Source organism: Micromonospora sp. NPDC051543 (assembly GCF_044454415.1).
Classification (GTDB): domain Bacteria; phylum Actinomycetota; class Actinomycetes; order Mycobacteriales; family Micromonosporaceae; genus Micromonospora.
In genome coordinates this window covers 438,091-462,461 of the sequence record NZ_JBITDT010000003.1, presented here as the reverse complement: position 1 = coordinate 462,461, position 24,371 = coordinate 438,091, and the positions used below count along the sequence as shown (strand labels likewise).

21 protein-coding genes and 1 pseudogene are annotated in these 24,371 nt (G+C 67.9%); 8 read left to right on the top strand and 14 right to left on the bottom strand.

The genetic code is table 11. From position 1 onward, the window contains the following. The first annotated feature begins 141 nt into the window (after positions 1–141). On the top strand, positions 142–411 hold the full coding sequence (locus ACIA3K_RS07830; RefSeq protein WP_396799760.1) for a hypothetical protein: 270 nt from the start codon (positions 142–144) through the stop codon (positions 409–411). 244 nt (positions 412–655) lie between these two features. On the opposite strand, the gene ACIA3K_RS07825 is transcribed toward ACIA3K_RS07830, so the two are convergent. The 10 genes from ACIA3K_RS07825 to ACIA3K_RS07780 all read right to left on the bottom strand — a co-directional run bounded on the left by ACIA3K_RS07825 (position 656) and on the right by ACIA3K_RS07780 (position 12,026). After that, positions 656–1,732 (bottom strand): pyruvate kinase, encoded by a 1,077-nt coding sequence (locus tag ACIA3K_RS07825; RefSeq protein WP_396799759.1) that lies wholly within the window; start codon positions 1,730–1,732, stop codon positions 656–658. Continuing rightward, on the bottom strand, positions 1,732–3,375 hold the full coding sequence (locus tag ACIA3K_RS07820) for a carbamoyltransferase N-terminal domain-containing protein (protein ID WP_396799758.1): 1,644 nt from the start codon (positions 3,373–3,375) through the stop codon (positions 1,732–1,734). Before ACIA3K_RS07820 ends, ACIA3K_RS07825 begins: the two co-directional genes overlap by 1 nt. A 4-nt stretch (positions 3,376–3,379) precedes the next feature. Beyond that, on the bottom strand, positions 3,380–3,670 hold the full coding sequence (locus tag ACIA3K_RS07815; RefSeq protein WP_396799757.1) for a hypothetical protein: 291 nt from the start codon (positions 3,668–3,670) through the stop codon (positions 3,380–3,382). A 51-nt stretch (positions 3,671–3,721) separates the two neighbouring features. After that, positions 3,722–4,567, bottom strand: coding sequence for a hypothetical protein (locus ACIA3K_RS07810; protein ID WP_396799756.1), 846 nt, complete (start codon positions 4,565–4,567; stop codon positions 3,722–3,724). Further along, positions 4,568–5,572 (bottom strand): phosphotransferase, encoded by a 1,005-nt coding sequence (locus tag ACIA3K_RS07805; protein ID WP_396799755.1) that lies wholly within the window; start codon positions 5,570–5,572, stop codon positions 4,568–4,570. Continuing rightward, complete coding sequence (locus tag ACIA3K_RS07800; protein ID WP_396799754.1) at positions 5,572–6,765, bottom strand: acyl-CoA dehydrogenase family protein; 1,194 nt, start codon at positions 6,763–6,765, stop codon at positions 5,572–5,574. The genes ACIA3K_RS07805 and ACIA3K_RS07800 overlap by 1 nt, the downstream gene beginning before the upstream one ends. Further along, complete coding sequence (locus ACIA3K_RS07795; RefSeq protein WP_396799753.1) at positions 6,762–7,808, bottom strand: aspartate carbamoyltransferase; 1,047 nt, start codon at positions 7,806–7,808, stop codon at positions 6,762–6,764. Before ACIA3K_RS07795 ends, ACIA3K_RS07800 begins: the two co-directional genes overlap by 4 nt. Next, complete coding sequence (locus ACIA3K_RS07790; RefSeq protein ID WP_396799752.1) at positions 7,801–9,294, bottom strand: FAD-binding oxidoreductase; 1,494 nt, start codon at positions 9,292–9,294, stop codon at positions 7,801–7,803. The genes ACIA3K_RS07795 and ACIA3K_RS07790 overlap by 8 nt, the downstream gene beginning before the upstream one ends. Positions 9,295–9,693: 399 nt before the next feature. Next, positions 9,694–10,701: an aminotransferase class I/II-fold pyridoxal phosphate-dependent enzyme gene (locus ACIA3K_RS07785; protein ID WP_396799751.1), complete on the bottom strand. Its 1,008-nt coding sequence runs from the start codon at positions 10,699–10,701 to the stop codon at positions 9,694–9,696. Continuing rightward, the gene (locus tag ACIA3K_RS07780) at positions 10,698–12,026 is read right to left on the bottom strand and encodes a hypothetical protein (protein ID WP_396799750.1); all 1,329 of its coding nucleotides are present in this window, start codon (positions 12,024–12,026) and stop codon (positions 10,698–10,700) included. Before ACIA3K_RS07780 ends, ACIA3K_RS07785 begins: the two co-directional genes overlap by 4 nt. Before the next feature lie 214 nt (positions 12,027–12,240). Between ACIA3K_RS07780 and ACIA3K_RS07775 the strand changes: the two genes are divergently transcribed. From ACIA3K_RS07775 to ACIA3K_RS07750, 6 genes are all read left to right on the top strand, one after another. Continuing rightward, positions 12,241–13,623, top strand: coding sequence for an aspartate aminotransferase family protein (locus ACIA3K_RS07775; RefSeq protein ID WP_396799749.1), 1,383 nt, complete (start codon positions 12,241–12,243; stop codon positions 13,621–13,623). Between the two features lie 162 nt (positions 13,624–13,785). Further along, the gene (locus ACIA3K_RS07770; protein WP_396799748.1) at positions 13,786–14,862 is read left to right on the top strand and encodes a pyruvate kinase; all 1,077 of its coding nucleotides are present in this window, start codon (positions 13,786–13,788) and stop codon (positions 14,860–14,862) included. 70 nt (positions 14,863–14,932) lie between these two features. After that, complete coding sequence (locus ACIA3K_RS07765; protein ID WP_396799747.1) at positions 14,933–15,598, top strand: hypothetical protein; 666 nt, start codon at positions 14,933–14,935, stop codon at positions 15,596–15,598. A gap of 5 nt (positions 15,599–15,603) precedes the next feature. Next, a complete protein-coding gene (locus ACIA3K_RS07760) occupies positions 15,604–16,314 on the top strand; it encodes a thioesterase II family protein (protein ID WP_396799746.1) in 711 nt (236 codons plus the stop codon). Beyond that, positions 16,298–18,118 (top strand): non-ribosomal peptide synthetase, encoded by a 1,821-nt coding sequence (locus ACIA3K_RS07755; protein WP_396799745.1) that lies wholly within the window; start codon positions 16,298–16,300, stop codon positions 18,116–18,118. Before ACIA3K_RS07760 ends, ACIA3K_RS07755 begins: the two co-directional genes overlap by 17 nt. 11 nt (positions 18,119–18,129) lie before the next feature. Next, positions 18,130–18,405: a phosphopantetheine-binding protein gene (locus ACIA3K_RS07750; RefSeq protein WP_396799744.1), complete on the top strand. Its 276-nt coding sequence runs from the start codon at positions 18,130–18,132 to the stop codon at positions 18,403–18,405. 50 nt (positions 18,406–18,455) lie between these two features. Here ACIA3K_RS07750 and ACIA3K_RS07745 read toward each other — a convergent pair whose 3' ends face one another. The 4 genes and pseudogenes from ACIA3K_RS07745 to ACIA3K_RS07730 form a co-directional block, all read right to left on the bottom strand. Then, positions 18,456–19,682, bottom strand: a complete 1,227-nt coding sequence (locus tag ACIA3K_RS07745) for a cytochrome P450 (protein ID WP_396799743.1) — start codon at positions 19,680–19,682, stop codon at positions 18,456–18,458. Continuing rightward, positions 19,679–21,463 (bottom strand): non-ribosomal peptide synthetase, encoded by a 1,785-nt coding sequence (locus ACIA3K_RS07740; protein ID WP_396799787.1) that lies wholly within the window; start codon positions 21,461–21,463, stop codon positions 19,679–19,681. Before ACIA3K_RS07740 ends, ACIA3K_RS07745 begins: the two co-directional genes overlap by 4 nt. A gap of 48 nt (positions 21,464–21,511) precedes the next feature. Further along, a pseudogene (locus tag ACIA3K_RS07735) lies at positions 21,512–21,652 on the bottom strand (MbtH family NRPS accessory protein); the annotation flags it as partial. Positions 21,653–21,689: 37 nt separating this feature from the next. Beyond that, positions 21,690–22,964 (bottom strand): condensation domain-containing protein, encoded by a 1,275-nt coding sequence (locus ACIA3K_RS07730; protein ID WP_396799786.1) that lies wholly within the window; start codon positions 22,962–22,964, stop codon positions 21,690–21,692. Positions 22,965–23,591: 627 nt separating this feature from the next. On the opposite strand from ACIA3K_RS07730, the gene ACIA3K_RS07725 reads away from it, so the two are divergent. Further along, positions 23,592–24,347, top strand: coding sequence for a hypothetical protein (locus ACIA3K_RS07725; protein WP_396799742.1), 756 nt, complete (start codon positions 23,592–23,594; stop codon positions 24,345–24,347). The last annotated feature ends 24 nt before the right edge of the window (positions 24,348–24,371 follow it).

The window sequence follows — 24,371 nt, the reverse complement described above, 5'->3', positions numbered from 1 at the left end:
AGGAACCTTGCGTCCCATCAATGCGAACACGTATCGTAAGTCGCCCATGGACGGCATGATCGTCGACATCGGGCAGTGCAATGACCGGGGGATCCTTTGCTCGTCAAGCCCGCCCAAGGCAACGACAGCGTCCACCACGGAGTGGGCGGTCAACACGAGCATCCCGTCGCGCTGATCCACCGCGCGCTCGACGTCATGATGCGTGAGGCCGATCGCAGCGACCCGCTCGTGGAGAGCCTGGTCGCGCTGACCGAGGCCATCGAGCAACTGGCCCACGTCGCCCTGGTCTCGGACGGACTGTCCGCCGAAAACCGGGTGAAGGCGTTGCGGGACGCGATCGACTGCGCCCGGGCCGCGACCGTCGCGGCCCGGTTCGGCATGACCGCCGGGGCTGACCACCACTCACCCTGAGACGTTGTCGCGCAGGTCGCGGGTGGGTGTGCGTCCGCTGACGCCGCCGTGGGTGCGGGTCTGTCGCCAGGCGGTCAGGCGGGGTGCGATCGCCGCCCACCGGGCGTCGGAATGCGCTGATTCCGGTCAGGGGCGAGCCGGGCCGAATGCTACTTCCACGGCTCAGCCCGGCTGCCCTGCACCGGGGTTGATCGGGCCTGTCCCACCACAGGACAGGCCCGATCGACGAGCGCGGCTCGCTCATTCACATCTCATAGCGCAGAGGGAACATCGGCCGCGTCGGCCCGCCGCCGTAGCGTTGGATCAGTTCGGCCACCAGTGCGATGGTGCGGATCGGCTGCTTGCCGACCGTGGTCTCGAAGGCCAGCATGAGCCCGTCGACGTTCTTCTCGATCAGATGCGACAGGTAGGCCAGCTCCGAGCGGTTCGGGAGCCACCCGACGGACATGCTCGGCATGAGCTGCGTGCCGACGATCACCGGGACACCGGCCTTCGCACACGTCTTCAGGACCTCCTTCCCGAGGTCGTAGAAGTCCAGCTCCCCGCAGTCCATCAGCAGGTCGCCCCGGCCCAGCAGCACCGCGTCCGACGCCTCGGCGATCTCGCGCGCCGCTGCCACTCCGGCTCGGGTCTCCACTTTCGCGATCACCGCCGGCTGGCGGTCGGTCGGTGTGCCGGCGGCCATCGCCGCGCGCACCGTCTCAATCGTCTTCGCGTCCTCGACGAAGGACACGACAACGGCCGAGTACGGTGTGTCGCCGATCGTCGCCAGGGCTTCGAGATCCGATTCGGTGAGCGACACGTACGATTGCCGTTTGCCCGCGACCGTGGCCCCCTTGCGGCGCCCCAGGTCCCCGAAGGTCAACGGCTGTGCCATGCAGTGGTCCTCGGCGACGCTCTCGACCCGCAACGCGTCCTCGCCGTCGCCCGCGATGAGGATGTCACCGGGTTCGATGATGGCACCGAGGTCGTCTCCGGTGAGCCCGATCTCGGGAACGGCGATGTCGCGGCGGGCCGGCACCGGCTGGTACCAGACGCGTACACGCTCGAGACCCGCCAGCGGAAAGAAGTCGTCGTTCGTGAACCGACTCTTCGAACCGGGCAGGTCCAGCCACAAGTCGACCGGGCGTTCGAGTTCCTTCGCCGCGGCCACGACAACGTCGGCCTTCTCGGCCAACACGTCCAGCGGGTACTTCGACGCCGACACGCGGATGGCTGAGGCACCGGCGGCGATCGCCTTGCGGAAGTTCTCCGGGCTGAAGATCGCCGGTCCGGCGCTCGCGACCAGGCTGGACGTACGCGGTCCCTCGGTCGGTGGCATCACTCGCCCCGGACGTAGAGGGTTCCGTCGGACCAGATCAGCCGGATCCGCCCCCACTCCATCGCCGAGCGCACGTTCGGGAAGAAGCCCGAGCCGTTGAAGTTCGCGCTCGTGTTGCACAGCAGCGGGATCCCGCTGAGCGCCTCGTACGCGGTCAGGAGCTGGAAGATCGCCGGGTTCTCCTCGGCGGTCACCGTCTGCAACCGGGCACTGCCGTCCAGATGGCAGATGGCCGGAACCCGGTCGACCCACTCGGCGCGTACCTGGTGGTCGAAGAGCATGTAGGGATCCGGGGTGCCGGGCGCGAACACCTCAGGGGCCCGTTCCTGCAGACAGATCGGCGCGACCGGACGGTAGGAGGCCCGCTCCTTGTATTCGTTGAGCAGATCCTTCATCTTCGCCGAGCCCGCCGGCGCGAGAATGCTGCGGTTGCCCAGCGCGCGGGGACCCAGTTCGGCAAGTCCGTTCAGGAACACGACGGGCTCGTCCTGCTCGTGCAGAATCAGCGCCAGATCTTCGAGTGTGCACGGCTGCTGCTTCCACGACGGCAGCGGATCCGGGGCGTTCAGCGGAGGCCCGGAGTAGACGTTCCACGACAGGCTGGCCCGGTCGCTCTGGCTCAGCATGGCCGCCGAGGCGGTGCCGAGCGCGCTGCCGGCGTCGTTCGGGAACGGCGGCACCCAGACATGATCGAAGACTTCACTGTCGCGCAGGGCGCTGTTCCACTTGATGTTCAGGGCACACCCGCCGACCACGACCAGATTGCGGTCCGGGAACGGCGACTCGGCTACCACCCGACGGACGCCGTCGACGAGCTTGCGCTGGAGGAACACGTGGAGCGAGGCGAGCATGTCGTCGGTGCTCACCCCCGGCACGGCGGTGGTCTTCTTCATCTCCTTGAGAATCTTCTTGCCGTTTTCCACGGTGTAGAAGTGGTCGTCGTCCCTGCCCGCACCCAGGACGTGGCGGAACGCTGCCTCGGTGACGTTCCCCAGGTGCTCGATGACTTCCTCGCGAGCCTGGCCGAGGGCGACGTACGCCATGATCTTGCCGGCCTGCGCGAGCACGTGTGGGTACTCGATCGGCTCGTCGAACGGCGGGAACAGGCTGCCGAGCTGGTTGTAGGCCTCGCCGATGAGCGGCATGACCGGACCGCAGCTGGTCACCTGGCGGGTCTCGCCGTCGATGTAGTACAGGAACGGGAACATCCAGCCGTCCCAGCTGAGCACGTACGACCCCTGACCGGCCTGGGCGAACGGGCTCGTGACGTACCCCGAGGCCACGTGACCGGCATAGTGGGTGAAGCTCAGATAGGACAGGTCCTGCGTCTGGAATGAGTACGGCCGGAGCACGTCGGTGTCGATCAGCCCGCGCCGGTAGGGCGCGAGCGTGATCTCGACCTCCTGGCCCTGCCAGAGAAGAACCTTGTGGGTCTTGAACCAGCCGTCCAGGACGTAATGGTCGACGTCCTCCGGGCGGTATCCGTGCTGCACCAGAAGATCGAAGACGATGGACAGGTCTTCGATCTTCGCGTACCGGTGGTTGTTGTTCAGCTTCTCCATCTCGTACGAGAAGATCAGCCGGCCGTCGTCGATGAGCGCGACCCCGCCGTCATGGGTGGTCTTGATTCCGCAGATGAGCATGTGGCTATTCCTTCGGCTCAGACGCCGTGCGACGCGGTCGGAAGTCGATGACGAGTGATTCCACGTCCTCGTAGTCGAGCAGGATGTTCCGCGTGATCTCGATCCGCTCCGGGAACCGGGACCGGACCCGAACCAGCGGCTGCTCGATGCGGTTCGAACCGATCACCTTGGAGTCGGCCTCGATCTGAAAGATGAAGTCATCGACCCACTCCAGGTGGGCGAACAGCGGGATGTAACGGTTCATTCGCTCGACTGCTTCCTCACGGGAATAGCCGATGAACTCGATTGCGGGCATGACTGCTCCTCGTTTCCCGGGATGGTGATCCAACGATGCGGTCGGGTGGCCTCATTCGCCAGCCGTGACCGTGCTGGGCGCGGCCAGCATGGACAGTTGCGGGCAGCGACGCAGCAGGTGATCGCGCAGCTCATCGGCGACGGAGAGCCCGACGGCGACTGCCTCGCCGGTGTCGGCGGATGCCCTCGTGCGAATCATCTCGATGACCCGGGCGACCCCGGCTTCCTGGAAACCGGCGTCGAGTCGGCGCGCCAGCCGGAGATGCCACCGCCGGCGCGGGTTCGTCTCGCCCGCTGCGGCCAGCGCCCCGGCCAGGATCGCCTCCAGGCATTCGAGCAGCATCCACTCGGCGTTCTCGGCGTCACCGTCCTGCATCTGCTGCAACACGTTGCGCCTGCGCGCGGCGTACCGCAGCAGGGACAACGTAGCCACGTAGAGGTGGAACTGGTCGACCCGCAACGTCTCGCGCCACGACTGGGCGATCGAGGCGTTGGTCAGCACGATCCCGTTGCGTACCTCGTGCAGCAGAACCTGGGCGGGCTCCTCCAGATGCGGCAGGTTCGCCCACGCCGACGGTTCGATGAGCGCCTGGCCGAAGTGGTCCACCGTCCTGGCGATCCGGTACAGCTCCTCGTCGCTGCAGAACCTGACCTTCACCGCCCGGCCTGACCCCGTCCGGTAGAAGCTGGAACTCATCGACGCGACGGTCGCGGACACACCCATGTTGGGTACGCCACTGCCGAGCAGGAGCAGGTCGAGCTCGGTCGAGCTGCTGCCCAGGCCGTTGACGAGCGAGCCGACGGCCAGCAGCGTGTCAGACGGGCGTACGGCCGCGACGAGGCCACCGATGTCGGCGGTGACATCGGCCGCGAGGATGTTGGCAACTGACACGCCCATTCAGCGCCCCACCGGGATCCGCAGCAGGGCCGCGGCGGCACGGGCCGGTTCGGCACGCAGCCGGGCCAGTCCCTCCGTCGCGAAGCCGAGACTCAGCCGGAAGATCGAGCCGCCGAAGGACTCGCCGGCCGGCCGGGCGAACACGAACGCCTCGCCGACCTGGTCCGGACCCCATGAGGCGAGGCGGGACAGATCGTCGGCCGGCACGAGGGTCAGTGTCATCAATCCGTAGCGCAGCAGTGCCAGACAGCTCAGCAGCTCCAACCGGGCCAGTTCGGCCTCGGTCGCCGGCCGGCCCAGATAACGGGTGACGAACTGGTCCGCCCGCTCGTCCCGCAGATCGAGCGCCTTCATGGCCGTGGCGACATCGAACAGCGGATCACCCAACCCGACGTGGTCGAAGTCGATGAGCCAGGGGGTGTCGCCGTCAAAGAGCACATTTGTCGGGTTGAGATCGTTGTGGCACAGCGCTCGCGGGCTGCCCACGGTGGCCAGACCGGCGCGCAGCCCGTCGAACTCGTCGAGCACCGTCCGGTAGAGGGTCAGGTGATCGTGTGCCGCGGTCAGTTCACGGACGGTCGCCTTCGCGGCTTCCCGTTTGGTCGCGTACAGGCGCTGGTCGATGTGCCAGTCGGCACCGTGCAACCGGGCGAGGGCGTCGGCCAACGCCAGCGCCTGCGGTGCGCTCGGCGGCCGTGCCGGCGAGCCGCCGATGAAGTCCATCACCAGAACACCGGCGGCGGGGTCGGCCATCCGTACACCGGGCCCGACGCCGATCTCGGCGAACCGCTGTGCCGCGGCGAACTCGACCGCCGTCTCGGTCGGATCCGTGTTGTCGTCGAGGAGTCGGACCACGCATGAATCGCCGAGGTCGGGCCAGTCCACGCGATAGGTGGCGGCCCACGGTGTCGGCGTCGGCGGGAACGCGGTCGTCTTGGCGACCACCGATGGCCGCAGGGCCTTGACGATGTGCGCGACGCGCTCGTGCTTCGTCCCCCCGCGCATCAGATGAACGCCGCGTCGGTCTCGGAACCCATCAGCAGCTGTCCGGATGATTCGGCGATCCGGTGTTGCCCGACGGCGTGCTGACAGGCGGTGATCATGTCGCGTGCGTGGCGGTCCAGCGGCGTACGCCGGCGGTAGATCGCATCACCACCGACGAGGTCGACCAGCGTCGACGTGATGTCCTTGGCGGCCCGGAAAGCGTTGTAGCGGGCCAGCGCCGCGGCGGCGCGCTCCTGCTTCGTCAGCGGCTGGCCGGCGGCGAGGCGCTCCCATTGGCCCTCGACCGTCGCGAACACGGCGCTGCGGGCGGCCAACAGCCTCGTCTCGCACTCGGCGACCACCATCTGCACGCGTTGCGACCGGCGCCAGCTGACGCCCGGCTGGTCGGTCTTGCGGTCGGCGATCTCGTACACATAGTCGATGGCGGCCCGTGCGACGCCGAGGGGAACCCCGGGCATCTTGCGCAGGATGGCGTCCGAGCGCTGATGCAGCGGCCCTTCGCGGTAGGGCTCCTGGAACGAGAACGAGTGCTCCTGCGGGACGAACAGGTCCGTCGCCCGGTAGTCGCAGCTACCCGTGCCGAAGAGACCGGTGGTGTCCCACGACGCCTCGTCGATCGCATAGGACCCCGGGTGGGCCATCATCACCCGCCAGGTCGGCTTGCCGTGCTCGTCGAGCAGCGGCGAGCCGTCCCGGAACACGGTGCAACCGCCGCTGAGGACGTCGGCGTGGAGGCATCCGCTCCCGAACCGCCAGTGGCCCTCGACCCGGTAGCCGCCCTCGACCTCGTGGGCGCGGCCCATCGGCGGTGTCCAGCCGGCGGAGATCATGTCCAGCCGGGGGAACATCGTCCGCGCGACATCGGGCCGCAGATAACCGGAGTAGATGCCGGAATCCATGCCGATCATGGCGCACCAGCCGACCGATCCGTCAGCCCGGGCCAGCTCCTCGATCAACAGGATCTGCTCCATGGAGCTCAGCCCCGGCCCGCCCCAGGCGGTCGGCATCGCCGCGCGGAACACCCCGGTGTCGCGCAGGGCGGCGACCAGATCGGGCGGCAGCCGCCGTCCGTTGTCGATCTCCTCGCGGCGCTCCGCGATGGATGGCGTGAGCTGCCGGATCCGGTCGAGGATGTCGGAGAAGCCGAGCTTCACCTCGTCCGGGGCTGTCGTCCCGGTGTCTACTCCGATCATGCCGTGGCCTCCCTCACGTCGACAGCGCCCGGCCGATCGGTCCGGCGCGCGTTCACTCCGCACAGCTGTGCCAGGACCGCCATGCGGATGTGGAGGGACTCGCGCACCTGGTCGAAGTAGAGCCCGTTGGGCAGGCTGTCGACATCGGGGTGCAACTCGTCCTTGCGCGGGCCGGGATGCAGCACCAGCGCCTTGGACCCGGTGGCGTGAATCTTGGCCGCCGTGACCCGGAACTGCTCCGGCGTGACGTTGTGCTGCTTGCGCAGCGACGCCGGAACGGCCTCGAGCGCCGGGATGTCGATCGGCATCAGCTCGATGGCGTCCGCCTCGGCCAGCAGGTCGCAGACGTCGGAGCGGAAGTCGTACTCGATGCCGTGGGCGTGCAGCGCCGCCCGTAGATCGCCGGGCAGCGTGGTGTGCACGAACGACGACGAGGCGTACGCGGACATCAGGGGCGCGCTCGGCGGCACCAGGAAGAGCATCCGCTTGACCTTCAACATGGCCAGCAGGAGCGTGAGCGACCGGAGCACCCGGGTGCCGGGATCGCCGACCAGGCCGATGACCGCGCCCTCGAGGTCGCCCAGGCGCGATGCCATCACCCACGAGTCGGTGAGGGCCTGGGTCGGGTGCTCGTTCGAGCCGTCTCCCCCGTTGAGGACCGGACGCGACGACACGGCCGCGGCCCGGCTGGCCGCACCGGCCAGGAAGTGGCGCATCACGATGGCGTCGCTGAGTTCGGCGACGACGTTGATCGTGTCTTCGAGCGTCTCGCCGATGTAGTCCACCGACCGGGTCGTCGACGGATCGGCGAAACCCATGACCGAGGCGCCCAGGCGCAGCGCCGCGGCTTCGAAGCCCAGCCGTGTACGGGTGCTCGGCTGGTAGAACATCATCGCGACCACGTGGCCGCGCAGTAGCGTCACGGCCTCGGCCCGAGGCATGTCCCGGAAAGCCGCCGCACCCGAGAACAGGTCCCGGACTTGGTCGTGGTCCAGGTCTCGGACCGATACCAGATGCGCGGGAAAGGATCGGTGGCTACTCATAGCGCCCCCTGGAGATGAGGGCCGACGGGTCGAGCACAGCTTTGAGGCGACGAAGGATCTCCTCCTGGCCGGGGTCGCCCCGCAAGCCGGGCGCCCCCCGCATGTGCTCGATGTCCAGCCGGTAAGGGTGAAAGCCGGACGCCGCGAGGCGTTCGTGCAGGGTGTCCAGAAGCGCGTGGGCCCGGGTCTCGTCGGCGGGGGTGCGCGCGAAGCGCATGGACACCACGGCGTCGACCCAACCGTCGGGCAGCACGTTGAGCGTGTGGCCCAGGACGATGTGCGGAGCGACCTGCCGCGCTTGCTCGTTCAACAGTCGCGAGACACTCGTGATCGCGGCCGCGGTGAACGGCACGACGGGCACGCAGAACAGCCAGCCGTCGGCGCCGGCCGAGTCGACCTGGTCGGCGGGCGTACCGAAGATCCCGCTGACCATCGCGTCGTTGGCGTCCGGGTCGCCGAGATAGCCGCGCAGCGCCGCCCGCTCGGCGACGGACTCGCCCGGGTCGACCTCCGGATCCAGCACTCGGCTGTCGGTGAAGACGCCGTCCTCGACGACGGCCTTGCCCAGCTCGTCGACGGTCGCGGCGACCAGCGCCTCGGTACCTCGCACATGCAGGTACGCGTAGTAGCCGGTGCCGCCTTCGCCACCGTACGCCGCTTGCGCGCCGACGCTGAAGATCTTGATGATGCCGCTGGTCAAGCCGTTGGCCTGAAACGTGCGCAGTCGGTCGATGGCGTCGGCCAACCGCGCGGCGTCGAAGCTCAGGCGCACCACGCGGCGTGCTCGCGGGCGCGGCAGGAGGCGCACCGCGGCGGCGGTGACCACGCCGAGGTTGGACTGCGTGAACAGGTGCAACGCGTTGGGGCCGGGCTGGAAGGCGTACGGCGCCGTCGCGACGTCCGGCCGGGGCCAGCGTCCTAGGTGGGCGATCGTGCCGTCGGCGAGCACGACCTCCAGCCCGACGAGGTCGTCGGTGCGCTGCCGGTGCAACCCGATGCCCCGGTCCAAGGTGTTGCCCACCACGCTCGTCGTGGCGGATGACGCCGTGACGTTGAGGAAGTGGTCCGTATCGCGCAGGCGCGCGGCCAGTTCCCCCTGGCTGACACCGGGTTCCACCACGGCCACACCTGCCTCGATGTCGAGCAGGCGGATGGCGGCCAGCCCGCTCATGTCGAGCACGATCGCGCCGTCGCTCACCGGCTCGGCCGATCCGAATCCCCAGTTGCGCCCGGAACTGACCGGGTGCAGGTGCAGGCGACCGTCACCCAGCCGCGCAAGATCGGCGACGAGGGCGCGGACCTCGGTCACGTCGGCCGGTCGGACGATGGCAAGAATGCGGCGAGAGCGGAACGCGCCACTGTTGCGCCCGACATCGGACGGCAGACGGATCTGTTCGGACCGGACGGTTCGGTGTAGGATCTCGATCGCCAGTCGGCCTAGCTCGTCGTGTCCGTCCTGGCCGAGCTCAACGCCCACAGATGTCATGCATGTTCTCCCCGTGCTTGCACCGCTCACGATGTACAGTCAGGGCAAAGGCGTTGGTGCACCTCGGTTCATCGCGTGCGACATGAGCGCATCGCGAGACGACGATTCATAGCGAACGTATCGAAGTATCGAAGATCGTCTCGCGCCTAGTTGAACCTAGTTACCCGCTCTGCGGGTGTCAAGGTGTCCGGATCCCGCGCCGATCGTCCCCCAGGGGCTCGGTGACGTGCCCCTGGGCCGATGGACTTGGCCAACGTGCGCGGCCGATACGTGCGGTAGAGGGCCGTGCCGCCAAAACCACCCGACCCGGACCTCAGCGCAGGCCGAGGCCCGGGTCCACGAACCGACCCTTCGACAGCCTGTCCACATCAGAGCGACAGTTGCGTTCCATCGGGCGGGTCACACGTTCGTGACCGCGGGTTGGAGGAGTTGCGGAATGGTCAACCGGCCGGCGTTGACCAGGGACACGATCCGATGGCCGGCGTCTGTCGCCTCCTCCGGCGTGACGTCGCTGAAGCACAGGCGGACCTGCTCCGGGCCGGCCAGGAAATCCGGTCCCGGCCCGACCAGGACGCCGTGGTCGCGCAACACCGCCACGGCATCCGGCTGGGCCGTGGACAGCAGCAGCGAGGACCCACCGGCCGCGCGGGCGCGATCGTCGAGCACGCCGTCGGCGACCGTCACGAAGGCGGTCCGGGCCTCGTGGCATCGCATGACATAGACCTCCCGCACCTCATCCAGCCCGCCGCGCCGGAGGAACAAGGTCCAGGCCAGTTGGCTGAGAGTGGCGGGCCAGGCGAGATGCCGACCGAGCAGGGAGTCGAGCTGGTCCGGCGGAACGGTCAGCCAGCCGAGCCGGCTGCCACCCCCGGCGACCTTGGACAGGGAGGCCAGCCGAATGTCCGCGTCCACGACCGCGGCGTCCGGATCGTAAGGCCGGTAGATCTCGTTCACCACGAGCCGGTGCGGGCCGATCCGTTCGGCGATGGCGGCTGGCAGGGTCGCGCCGTCCGGGTTGCGGCCCGGTGACGTCACCCAGCAGCGGGCCTCTCCCGCCGCGGCGGCGTCGGCGGGCATCCGTTCCCACGACGTCAGGGTGACGTCAGCGCCCATGGCCCGCAGGGTGGCCGGGAGACCGCTGAACCCCGGGCTCTCCACCAACGCGACGTCCCCTGGCCGGGTGAGCAGCGCGGCGGCTGCGCACACCCCGGTGGTGACCACCATCCGCTCAGGGTCCATTCCCCATCGCTGACCGAGCTCGGCCCGAAGCTCGGCCAGCCCGGCTCGCGGCGGGGTGCGACTGTGGCGATCGTCCCGGATGGCCTCGGCGACGCACTCGCTCCAGAGCTGCGTGGCGTGGGCTGGCCAGCCCGGCTGGCGACCGGTGAGGTCGATCGTGGCGGTCACGCCACGCTCCGCACCAGGCTCTCGCTCAGGTTGTAGTCCAATGTGGGCACGAAGACCGTGTCTGGCGTGCGGACCAGGTCACCGGCGCCGGTCCGGACGATCTCAATCTGCTTGCCGAGCGGGTCGCGGGCGCCGTCCGGCTCCTCGGTCGAGCGCGGCGGAGCGGGGCTCACCAGTTCCGCGGCCACGTCGGTCGGGACCAGGCGGATGCACTCCCAGCTCGTCAACTGCGCAAGACGCAGCGGTTCGGCGTCCTTCCGGACGGCCAGCTTCAAGCGCGGACGGTAGTAGCGCGCCGCACTGACGCCCAGCCGCACGCCCTCCTTCAGCGATCGGCGACGGCCTAGCTCGAAGGCGTGCAAGGAGGTGCCGATCCACCGGCGTCGCCAGTGTGACGCGCCCCAGTAGTCGGCTGTCGCGGGCCGCAGACGCTTGGCCGGGCAGCGGTCACGGAGCCGCTGAGCCTTCGCGAGCAGCGGCTCGTCGAGCGCCTGGAAAGCGATCACCTCGCCCAGGAGGTATCCGAGATATCCAGTCAGGGCGACCGCGTCCAGGTTGCTCAGCACGACGTCCCAGTCGATGCGGTCGTCGCTCAAGGCGGCCGCCAGGTCGTTGAGGTCCTTGGCCAGGACGAAGTAGTCACCGGCCGAGTTGGCCACAACGTGTAGCACGGTGCCCGTGGGGGAGTAGGAGTGGAGCCCAGGCGGTGGAGTCGGCCCGATCAAGGGCAGCCAGCCGCAGTGTCGGACCGAGTAACCGCCGAAGTGGATGTCAACGCTCGGTATCTCAGGGTCAGGGTGGCTCAGGTTGACCTGGCCGTAGACCTCGCCAGCGGCGGTCGCCTTCAACCAGGGCAGCTCCTGGCGGGTGTAGTCGTATCCCTCGGTCGATCGCAACCACGTCGTCAGTGTCATGGCGTGGTCCACATCGGTGACCATGACATCGACGTCGCAGCCGATGTCGCGCGCGTAGGGATCCTGGTACCACTCGAGGGCGCCCAGGCCCTTGATAGTCCAGATCGGCATCCCCATCCGACCGGCGGCCTCGTCCATCTTGGCGCAGAGAGCGGGGAACCGCTGGCGGCTGGCGCCCACCAGGTCGAGCCGGGCAGCCAACTCCGTGACCGTGCGTAGTCGTTCGACGCGCTCCGGGGCGATGGCGGCGAGTCGGTTCATGGCCAGCGTGGCCGCCTTCTCCTTGGCGATGGCGAAGCCGAGCTGCTCGTCGTCGACCTTGGCGATGGCCGCGGCCATCTGCGCGTCGTCGTCGCGCGGGTAGAGGGCGCTCAACCGCTTGACCAGCGATCCGATCGGCGCGGCGCTCATCGAACAATCCCGAGTTGCACTGTGGTCCCCTCGCCGTGCGCTGTCACTCTGCGGGCAGTCTCTCGGCCAAGATTCTAAGTGAGATGATCTCGCATAGCTAGACATCAGTCTTAGCAGCATCGATGTCCGAGCCCCGACCAAGCGTCCACTTTGGACGGACGGCTGAAGGCTAGGGTGTCCGGTACCGACGTCGAACCTCTGAGGAAGCGCATCCATGACCGAGAATGGCGAACTCGCCGATCCCCTCGCCGGCATCCCGGCCGACAAGGCCACCATCGTTCGGCTCGCTCGTGCTCATGTCTTCCACTCCTGGTCAGCGCAGGCGCAGGTCGACCCGCTGCCCGTCGCGTCGGCATCGGGGTCCTACTTCGTCGACTACGACGGCAAGCGTTATCTGGACTTCTCCAGTCAGATGGTCAATGTCAATATCGGCCATCAACACCCGCGGCTGGTCAAAGCGATCCAGGACTACGCCGCACACCTGACCACCATCCAGCCCGCGTTCGCCAACGGCGCTCGCTCGGAGGCGGCCCGCCTCATCTGCGAGGTCGCGGGGCCAGGATTTCGCAGCGTCTTCTTCACGAATGCCGGCGCTGAGGCCAACGAGAACGCCATCCGGATGGCACGACTGCACACGGGCAGATCAAAGATCCTCGCCATGTATCGCAGTTATCACGGCGCGACCCATGGCGTCATCGGCGTGACGGGCGACGAGCGACGCTGGGGGACCGAGCCGTACACGGTCCCCGGGGCCGTGCACTTCTGGGGTCCATATCTCTATCGCTCAGCCTTCCACAGTGACAGTCCCGAGCAGGAAACCGAGCGAGCACTCGCGCACCTGCGGGACACCGTCATGGCCGAAGGTGGCCATACGATCGCGGCGATCATTCTCGAGCCGGTTGTCGGCACCAACGGCATCCTGGTGCCGCCGCCCGGTTACCTCGCCGGCGTCCGCGAGATTTGTGACCAGTACGGGATTCTGCTGATCGCCGATGAGGTGATGGCCGGATTCGGGCGCTGTGGTGAATGGTTCTCCATCCAACACTGGGATGTCAGGGCGGACCTGATCACATTCGCCAAGGGCGTGAATTCCGGCTACATCCCACTCGGGGGCGTCATCGTCTCCGAGGAGGTCGCGGCGACGTTCGACGATCGGAGCTACCCCGGCGGGTTGACCTACCAGGGCCACCCCCTCGCGTGCGCCAGCGCGGTCGCCTCGATCGAAATCTTCAAGGACGAACACATCCTGGAGAACGCCCGGAAGCTGGGCGGTGAGGTCATCGGGCCGGAGTTAGCCAAGATCTTCGCCCGGCACCCCTCAGTCGGTGAGGTGCGGGGACTTGGGGTGTTCTGGGCTCTGGAACTCGTTCGCGACCGTACGACCCGCGAACCGCTCGTGCGTTCCAGGACCGGTGCGGGCGCCGCGGCGATGAAGGCCGTGACGGCTGCTTGCAAGCAGCGTGGGCTGTGGCCGAGGACCAACCGCAACCGAATCCACATCGTCCCGCCGTGCACCACGACCGAGGCTGAGGCACGCGAGGGTCTGGCGATTCTGGATGAGGCGCTCAACACCGCCGATGAGTACTACACCGGCTGATCCATGCCGGACAATGTTCGTGCGTTCGCGCGCCAGATCTCTGTCTGACCTGCAAGAACGCCTGGACGCTAGGAAACCTTGACGGCGCCATAGCCGCTACCTAAGATCGTTACTCGTACGATCCGCCCATCCGGGATCGTCCGATAGTCCGGACATCAAACGGTGGATTTGGCGAAACGGGGATCCAACGTGTCCAATATCGTCGTTACGCTGGGGCCATCCAGTATGGAACCCGGCGTCGCCGAGCGGCTCGTGGTCGCCGGCGCGGACGCGTTCCGGTTCCCGGCCTCCAAACTGCCGATCGATGAGCTGGCCCGTCTGGCGGTGGAGATCGCGTCGACCGCCGAGAAGCTCGGGCGGCCACAGGACCTGTTGCTGGACCTGCCCGGAGCCAAGAGCCGGTTCACCAACGACGTCGAGTTCTCGCTGGCGGGCATCCCGAAGATCCGCGTGGACTTTGCGCCGACGCCGTCGGACGAGCACGCGGCGGTGCCCCGGCTCGGCCTGTCCGGCAACGACATGGGCCATTTCCTCGAGCCGGGTGACGTGATCCTGATCGGCGACGGTGAGGACGCGCTGCGGGTCGACGAGGTGCACGGCGACCACTGCCTGACGACGCCGCTCACCGGAGGCATGCTAGCCCGGCGTCGAGGTGCGGTGGTCAGCGGGAAGATGCCCCGCTTCGACGACCTGACCTCCAGCGACGCGGCCGCGCTGCGCCTCGCGCCGTCCACCGTGTTCTCGGCGGTGATCCTGTCGTTCGTCGAGTCGGCGTCCATCGTCGAGCAGGCCCGTGCTCTCATGCGCGAGAGTGGCCGCGACGACCTGCCGGCCGTGGTCGCCAAGGTGGAGACCCGGGCCGGCGCGCTCGCCGTGGCTGACATCGCGCGCAGTGCCGATGCGATTCTGCTCGGCCGGGGCGATCTCCTGCTCGAAGCCGGTGAAGTCGACTTCTACGCCCTCTGCCGTGACGTGATCAAGACGGCGGCCGACCTGTCCTGCCCGGTGATCGTGGGCACCCAGCTGTTCGACAGCCTGGCCGACAGTTGGCTTCCGCATCGTTCGGAGCTGGCATACATCTCGCAGCTGTGGGAAGCCGGCATCGACGGTCTGATGCTCGCGTACGAGACGACGGTCGGTGCGCAGCCCGTGCGGACGGTGGAGGCGCTGTCGACGTTGCGGTCGCGGTATGCCCCGTCGCCCGATGGCAAGCCGATGTTCCCGACCCGGCTGCCCTGAACACCCGCCCCCGCATATTTCTCGAAAGGCTTCGACAATGAGTGTTCCGAGTCGCGTTGAAATCCGAGGCGTGTTGTTCGAGGGCCTCAACTTCGGCGGAAAGACCACCACCACCGGTCGGGTGTACGAAATGCTAGAGGCGAGAGGCGAACGCGTCGAGCGCCGGCGTTGCCACATCACCAAGAGTGAGATCACCGACTCGCTGGAGGTCGCGGCGAGGCAGGCGGTGAAGGACGGCACGAGCCGGTTGTTCCCGAATCCCGACCTCCTGCGCCCGTTCCATGTCTTGAAGTCAGCGCAGATGATCGTGGATGCCGAAGCGGCCGCGACGTCACCCTACGCCTCGGACGATGGTCCGATCCTGGTTCAGGATCGGTATTGGCTCAGCGTTTTCGGCGGCAACGAGTTCTTCAACCCGGGTGAGGGATACCTGTCCCAGCAGTGGCGTGCCCAGTGCACCCCCCGGTTCACGGCCCAGATCTATCTGACTTGTTCGCCGGCCGAGCGCAAGCGCCGGTCCTTGTCCCGAGACGGCGACGCCCACGGACTCAACGCGTACTTCCGCACCAACCTCGACCAGCTCGACAGGTTCGACTCCTTCTGCCGGGAGTTGATCGCCGACGATCCGACGTGGTTGATCCTCTCGACGGACGGCCTTTCCCCCGAGGAGGTCGCCGCCGCAGCCGTGGCGGAATACGACCGGGCCGCGGCGTCGGTGCGCTCCGCAGCGATCTGACCCACATGGCGACGCCGCTGATCTGTCTGCCATTCGCGGGCGCGGGCACGTCCTATTACCACGCGTGGCGACCGCTGTGCGGTGACCGCTTCGACATTCGGCCCGGTCTCCTGCCCGGTCGGGAGCGGCGTATCGACGCCGAACCGTTGCGGGATGTGCAGGCGGCGGTCGACGACCTCCTGCCCACACTGGCCGTGGCCGGCGAGGTGGTGCTCTTCGGGCACTGTCTCGGCGCCCTGATCGCGTTCGAGTTGGCCCACCGCCTCGTCGCGGAACCGGACGTCACCGTGGCCGCGCTGTTCGTCAGCGGGGCCGCCGCCCCGGCCGAAGAACGTTCGCTGGGGGCCACCGGGCTGCCGGATGACGCGTTCCTCGACCGGGTGGCGGGGTTCGCCGGGTTCACCGACGCGGCGATGTCCGACCCCGAGCTGCGCGAGCTGATCCTGCCGACGTTGCGGGCCGACGTGGAGATGTTCGAGCGCTACGCGCCGAGCACCGCAGAGCTGTTGCCGGTTCCGATCACCGCGATGGTCGGCAGGGACGACGTGCTGGTCCCCCGGGACAAGGTGGCGGGCTGGTCGAGAGCGACCAGCAAGGACTTCGCCATGTTCGACCTGCCCGGCGGACACATGTACCTGACCGACAGCGTCGAGCAGGTGCTGTCGCTCATCGACGCGACCGTGCACGGAGGGGGACCGGGTGAACCCCGCGTCTGACCGGCGCGACCTGTTCCGCGGCGACCCTCCGACCGCCGAGTTGATCGCGCTCGGGGCGTCGCCGCGATCCGTGGACGCCGATCCCGGGACGATCACCTCGGCCTTCGACCGGGTCTCCGCGGGCACGCCTGACGCGGTCGCGGTCACCGACGGCGCCAGCAGCATGACCTTCGCGGAACTGGCGCGCAATGCCGGGGAGGTGGCGCGCGGGCTGATCACCCTCGGGGTGGCTCCGGGTGACATGGTGGTCGTCTGCCTCGACCGATCTGCCGATCTGGTCGCGGTGCTGCTCGGGGTGCTGAAGGCGGGCGCGGTGTACGTGCCGACCGACCCGTCCTACCCGGTGGGCAGGTTCACCCACCTCATCCACGACACCGGGGCGAACGTCATGATCACCCGGCTGAACGGCATCGAGGTCCCGGCGCGAACCGCGTCCCCCGAAGCGCTGCGCGGGCTCGCCGGCCCCGACCGCCCCACCCCGGACCGAACTCCGGACGACCCCGCCTACGTCATCTACACGTCCGGATCCACCGGGGAGCCGAAGGGTGTCGTCGTCCCACACCGGAACGTGACCTGGCTGATCGAGGCAACCAGGGGCGAGTACGAGTTCGACGAAGGCGACGTGTGGACCCTCTTCCACTCCAGCGCGTTCGACTTCTCCGTCTGGGAGATCTGGGGCTGCCTGCTGACCGGTGGCCGGCTCGTCGTCGTGTCCGGCCTTGACTCCCGGAGCCCCGAGCGCTTCCGCGACCTGCTGGTCGGCGAGTCGGTCACCGTGCTCAACCAGACGCCGTCGGCGTTCGCTCAACTGCTCGCCGTACCCCATGACGACGTCGACGTGCGGTTGTTGATCTTCGGCGGGGAACCACTCGATACCCGGAGCCTGCTGCCCTGGTTCGACGCACACCCGGATTGCCGCGTCGTCAACATGTTCGGCATTACCGAGACCACCGTGCACGTCACCGAGCAGACGATCACCCGGGCGCTCGCTGAAACAGGCTCCCGGTCGGTCGGGAGGCCATTACCCGGTTGGTACGTCTACCTTCTCGACGAGGCCGGGTCGCCCGTCGAGCAGGGCCGCACCGGAGAGATCCACGTCGGTGGTGCGGGTGTCGCGCTCGGCTACCTCAACCGGCATGAGCTGACCGCGCGACGATTCCTGCCGGATCCGTTGCGGGGCGGAGTCGCATATCGCAGCGGCGACCTCGGCAGGTTTCTGCCCGACGGCGGCTTGGAACACCTCGGCAGACTGGACAACCAGGTCAAGGTTCGGGGCCATCGCATCGAGCTCGACGAGATCCGCGCCGTGCTGCAACGTCACCCGAGAGTGGGCGCTTCGGCGGTGGTGGTGCGCAGGGCGGCGGCGGACGATCCGAACACCGCCCGGCTCGACGCGTACGTCGTAGCGGCGGGAACGGCCACGGTCGACACCGACGACGTCGCCTCGCATGCGAGCGCTTCGCTGCCCGCGTACATGAGCCCGGCCACCATCACCGTGCTGGGTGCGCTTCCGTTGACGGTCAACGGGAAGCTCGACGTGTCGGCGTTGCCGGAGCCGACGGCCGGAACGCCCGGTCCCACCTCGCCGGACGTCGACCTCACCAGCCGTATCCAGGAGATCTGGACCCGGATGCTGGACACCGAGATCGGGCCGGACGACGACTTCTTCGTCGTCGGCGGCAATTCGGCGCGAGCGGTGAACGTCCTCGTCGAGATGCGCGCCGTCGGCATCACACTGCGACTCGTGGATCTGATGCGCAACCCGACTCCGCGCGCCCTGGCCACCGCGTTGGCCAGTACCTGACCGGAACATCGATGGGACAAGGAGCAGAGGCCATCGACATCAACTCCGTTGAGGACCTCCAGGACCGCATCGGCGCCATCTGGCGGTCCGTCCTCGGCACCTCGGACTTCGGCTACGACGATGACTTCTTCGCGGTCGGGGGTGATTCCTTCAAGATGCTGATGGTTCGGGCCGAGATCGAGGAGACCATCGACGGGTGCGAGGTCGCGATCGTGGAGCTGTTGAGGTTCCCGACCGTCGCCTTGCTCGCGTCGCAGCTCCACCAGCGGCTGGCCTCCGATCGATGACGCGTGCCGCACCGGAGCGGTCCGGTGCGGCATGCGTCGGTCTCCTGGAGCTATCGGGTGCCGACCACCGCCACCGGGAGGCTGTTCACACCCAGGATGAAGTTCGACCTCAGGTGCTGTGGAGCGCCGGCGGGCTCCAGCCGCAGCTGTCGAGCGATGATCGCGTCGAGCAGGACGGTGAGCTCGGTGTGCCCGGTGACCGCCCCGGCGCAGCGATGGATGCCGCTTCCGTATGACACGTGGCGATTGGGCTGGCGGGTCACGTCGAAGCGGTCCGGGTTCGTGAATTGTTCCTCGTCCCGGTTCGCCGAAACGTTCCACAGTGTCACCGAGTCGCCCGCCCGGATCAGCGTGTCCCTGATCGGGACGTCGCGGGTCGCCACGCGTTGCACGTAGGCGTTGGTCGAGGCCCAACGGAGGAACTCCTCGATCGCGGTGTCTCGCGTTCCGGGGTCCTTCAGCAGCCTGTCGTACTCGCCGGGATTCTCCATCAGGGCGATCATTCCGCTCGACGCCGTGTAAGAGGTCGTCTCGTTGCCGCCGACGGCGACGTTCATGCAGTTGTAGAGGATGTCCTCCTCCCGCATCGGCCGCCCGTTCACCTCGGCGCGCAGCAGCATGCTGACGACGTCGTCGCCGGGCTTCTGCCGACGGGTCCGGACGAGGTCGGCGAAGAAGTCGAAGATCTGGCTCTGGAAGTACGCGAGCCGGAGTTGCGCGGAGTCGATCCCACCGTCGTACAGGGGGTCCCGGAAGCCGATCATCTGTCGAGTCAGACCGACCAGCTCGTGGGCGGTCTGGTAGTCGACGTCCATCATCGCCATGACCGCACCGGCCGGCAGTTGCGGCACGATTCGCTCCGCGAAGTCACCCCCGCCGTCCTCGACCAGGCGCGTCAGCGCCTCGTCGACCAGTTGACGGATCTGGAGCTCGACCTTCAGCACCATGTCCCGGTCGAACGCCGGGTGCAGCGCCCGCCGGATCATGCGGTGCCGCGGCGGGTCCGAGGCGACCAACATGCGACCCGCGGCCGTGTCCTTCTCGCTGCGGAACGAGCCACCGAGCACCGCGCCGCGTTGCGAGCTGAAGGAGGCATGGTTCCGGTAGGCCATCAGGACGTCGTCGTGGCGCGTCAACGCCCAGAACGCCAAGCCGTCGGGAGATTCGTTCCAATAGACCGGCGAGTGCTGCCGCAGGTAGGCGAAGGCACGGTGGTGCTCCTGCCGCACGAACATGTCGACGTCGGCCAGGTCGATGGCGGTATCCGAATGCGTCATCGGGTGCCGTCCGCCTGGAGCTGAAGCTCGATCACCTCGGCCAACGACCGCAGGACACCGTTCTCGAGGATGGCCCGGAACTCGACCTTGATGCCGAGGTCGCGCTGGATGGCGCGCTGCACCCGGAAGGCCAGCAGCGAGTGGCCACCCAACTCGAAGAAGTCGTCGGCGGTGCCGATGTTCTCGGCCGCCAGAAGCTTCTCCCACAGATCGGCTAGGTACTTCTCGTGGGGCCGGCTCGGCTCCACCCAGCGTTCACGGCGGGACTGGTGCTCCGCCAGCAGGCGGTGGAGGTGGCCGAGATCCCGCTTCCCGTGGTCATCGCCGGGGATCGCGGGGACGATGATGAAGTCACTCGGCACCAGGTAGTCGGGTAACGCCTTCTCGGCGTGCGCCCGGACGCTCTTCGGTGACGCGGTCTCGTGGGGGACGATGAATGCCACGAGGTGGCGATTGTCCGCGGTGCCGGCGACGAGCACAGCCGCGTCGCGTACGTCGGGGTGTTGGTAGAGCGCGCGTTCGGCCTCCCGCGGCTCGACCCGGTAGCCCCTGATCTTCACCTGGTCGTCGACCCTGCCGAGGAACTCGAGCTGGCCGGCCGCGTTGACGCGGGCCAGGTCACCTGTGGCGTACATCCGTCGCCCCTCCCCAGCGAAGGGGTCGGGCAGGAAACGCTCGGCGGTGAGCGCCGGGTCGTTGACGTAGCCCCTGGCCACACCGTCGCCGCCGATGTGGATCTCGCCGGTCGCACCGTCCGCGACCGGGTCGAGGGCGGAGTTCAGAAGGTGGATCCGGACCCCCGCCAGGGCTGCTCCGATCGGCACTGTGTCGGCGTCGTCGGGCACCTCCCGTACCTGGTACGCCGTGCAGGCGGTCGTTCCCTCGGAGGGCCCGTAGAGGTTGAAGAACTCGCCGCTGAAACCGCTGTCGAGCAGATCCCGGCTGGCAGCCGGCAGCAGGACGTCCCCGCCGGTGTGCAGGATCCGCAGGCCGGTGAACGTGTCCCGGTCCTCGCGCAGCACCTGGTTCACCGCCATCGTCGGCGCGAGCATGGCGGTGATGCGCCGCTGTCGCAATTCACGCTGTACCTCGCCGCCGATCAGGTCAGGGAAGGACGGCAGGACGACGATCTCCGCGCCGTGGGCGAAGCTGCACCAGGTCTCGAAGTGGAACGCGTCGAACGAGACGCTCGACACCTGGGCCACCCGGTCGTCCGGGCGCAGGGCCGGGAGCGCCGGGTTGGCCCCGAACGCCACCAGGTTGCGGTGTTCGAGCGCGATGGCCTTCGGGCTGCCCGACGTGCCCGAGGTGAAGAGCAGGCACGCGAGGCTGTCGGGCGCGATCGCGGGGGCCGGGCCCGCCGCCTCCCCGGACACCGGCGCGCTCCGAAACTCCTCCACGGTGACGTCCAGGTGGCTGATCCGGGTGGACCAGCCGGGCGTGGTCAGGATGAGCCGGGCGCCACTGGCCCCGATCATGAAGTCGCGACGGTTGTCCGGATACCGGGGATCGACCGCTACGTACGCCGCACCGGCCTTGAGGACGCCGACCACGGCGACGAGGAAGTCCACGCCGCGTTCCAGGTAGAGCGCCACCCTGTCCTCGACGCCGATGCCACGGTCGGCGACGAGTGTCGCCAGCGCGGTGGACCGGGCGTCGAGTTCCCGGTAGGTGAGCCGTTGGTCGTCGTCGCTGACGGCGGGCCGATCCGCATGCTCAGTGACTGTGCGCCGGAAACTCTCCAGCAGCGTCGCGGGCCGGCCGTCGGTCGGCTGGGGCACCGGTCCTCGCGGACGGATGTCGAGCCAGCTGGCAGAGATCGACCGCAGACAGTCTTCGCGGGATGCGGGCCGACCCACCGGACGCCATCCGGAGGGTAGCGGGCGCGCCTGATCCCAAAGGCTGTGCTGGCCGTGGTCGTTGACGACGACCTGGCACGTGTCATGTTCTTTTTCGGTTTCCCCGTTCATGCTGCGGCTCCTGTTTCTCTGTGCTGTGGTGGAGAAGTCACGACCGTCGGGCGGGCCGATGGTCCAGCAGCGTGGCCAGCGGCGCGGGCTGCTCGGCCGTTACCGCGCGCAGGATCGCCAGGTACCGCTCCGCGAAGGCCGCGATCGTCACCTGTTCGAAGATGCTCGTGCGGTACTCGACCGCGACGGTGAACGCCTGCCGCTGCTGACGAACGGCCAGGGTCAGGTCGAACTTGGCCGTGCCGAACGGAAGCTCGAGCGCGGTGGCCGAGACGTCACCGAGTTGAAGGTCTGAGCGCTCCACCATGGTGTAGCTGAAGATGGTCTGGAACAGCGGATGGACCGTCGGGTCCCGCTCCGTGGCGGCAGCCGAGACGATGGTCTGCAGGGGAACGTTCCGGTGCTCCAACGCGTCGTAGAGCGCGTCCCGGACCCGGTCGAGGACCACCGGGATCTCGTCGTCCCCGGCCAGCTGGACCCGGATCGGCAGCGAGCTGACGAACACCCCCACCACGTCCTGCAGCTCCTCGGCGTCGCGATGCTGCACGGGTACGCCTGTGACGATGTCGTCGTCGCCACAGAACGCCGCGAGGGCGATCATGTGGGCAGTGAGCAGCAGCAGGAACGGGGTGGCGTGCTGCCGTCTCGCCGCGGCGAGGACGGCGGCCGCGTCCTCGGCGGCCAACGGGAAGCTGAGCGTCGCGCCACGGGGATCGAGGCGGTCGCCCGCTGCCCGGTCCAGCGGGAGCTTCGTCCGGGTCGTTCCGGCCATGGTCTTCCGCCAGAACTCGATCGTTTCCGCCGGCGCCTCTTCGCCGTTCACCAGCGGCGCCCGGAAATCAGAACTCGTCGCCAGCGTGGGCAGGTTCGAATCGCCGCGGTAGAGGGCACCGAGGTCGCGGTTGATGACCCCCTCCGAGCCACCGTCCACCGCGATGTGGTGCATGGTCAGCAGCAGCACGGCGCTGGTTGGGCCCCCGACATAGAGGTGAGCTCTGAAGATCGGGCCCCTGCGCAGGTCGAACGGCTTCCGCAGCTCACCCTCGATGTGGGCCATCGGATCGGTCGGCACGGCTGCCGTTGCCGATTGGGTCAGGTCCCAGATGCGCAGATGGCCGCCATGCGGCGGGTGGACCACGGCCTCGATGCGGTGTTGGACGCGCTCGAACGTCGTCCTCAGCGCTTCGTGGCGGGCGACCAGTGCGTCAACGGCGGTGGCCAGCCTCTCCGGATCGATTCGTCCGCTGAGGCGCCAGGCGAACCCGGCAACGTACGCCCCGGGCCCGTCCTGAAGCTGGTCCAGCGCCCACATCTGCTGTTGAAGGGCGTTCGCCCGATAACGCTTCGGATGACCTGCGGCCGGACGCTCCACCTGTTCGCCGGGTGAAAAGAAAGACTGGAGTCGATCCTGCCTGTCTGCCGTCACGCCGCTCCTCTGCCTACCGCTGCCGCGCCCACACCTGATTCGGATGCAGTCCTACGTCACCCGCCCGCTACAAAGCGAGTATGTCAACGGTGGGTGTTCTGCCGCCCACATTCATCCTGCCCGCTGACGGAGCGGCGAACGTCTCAGCGGCCCGCGCGTCGTCTGGCACGTCGCTCGAGAGGCGCCGGAGCGGAGCCTCCACTGTGGGATGACGCACGAGGCCTTCGCGGGAAAATATGCGGTCGCGTCCGTCCCCCCGACGAGCGTAGGTCGCGTGTGTTGCGCGGCATCAAGTGATCGATGCGCATCGACCCCCGACTGCTGAGGCATCAGTATCCATGACTCCAGCGGAGGCTGCAAGGTCATGTTCTGTCGGCGGCGGACGAGCCGTCGTCGGTCCACGCTGGAGGATGGCCTGACCAGCGTGATTCCGTGTGGGCTGGTCGGGTCGGCGGCCAGAACGTAGACTCGCCCGGCGGAAGATCGTCGATCTCTTCATGGGGGCGAGGTATCGTGACCGACAGGCTCAAGGCTGACCCTGACTCAACAAACGAAGTGCATGATCTCGAGGAGTTCACCGACCAGGCGTCGTGCCGGTTGACGCCTGTGATGACCCTGGAGCCGCACGTCGCCCAAGCCATCGTCGACGCCCTCGGAAACCTGGTCCGCGCCGCCCACGCTTCGGGCCGCGCGAGCGTTCCGGACCGCGAGGGGGTCGTACGCGCGCAGACGTTCGAGGAGGGGGACGTCTACATGCTCGAGTCACCCTTCACAGGATTCTTCGCCGACAGATATCTGATGGACTTCTTCGATGTGACGTCGCGTGGAATCTGTTCGCGTATGCACTTTCACACCGGTCTGCGATTCGTTCGCATGATGACCGGGCGCGACACGTGTATTCAGGTGTCGAGCCTGTCTCCGCTGCAGGTCCTGAGCGGGCCGGTCGGAAGCGACCCCATCGAGTTCGAGTCATTCACGGACCAGCTCCCGGACAGCCTCGGCGATTCGACCCGCTATAACGTGGTCGTTCCGCCCAACACGTGGGCGGATCTGCAGATTCCACGCGGTACTTCTCATCAGTTCAACGCATTCGGGCCGAACGCGATCATCGACTCGGTCCACCCGGAGGAGTCGATCGAGACCCTTCGCGAGAAGATGTCGGGTTTCCGCATGATGGCTCAGACCATCTTCTTGGGCGCAGACAATCCCAGTGCGGACCTGTGCGGGTCGATGCTGGAGACTTGGAACAGTCAGCCGACCAACGATTAATCCCCTTGGCGACGACTGCGTAGA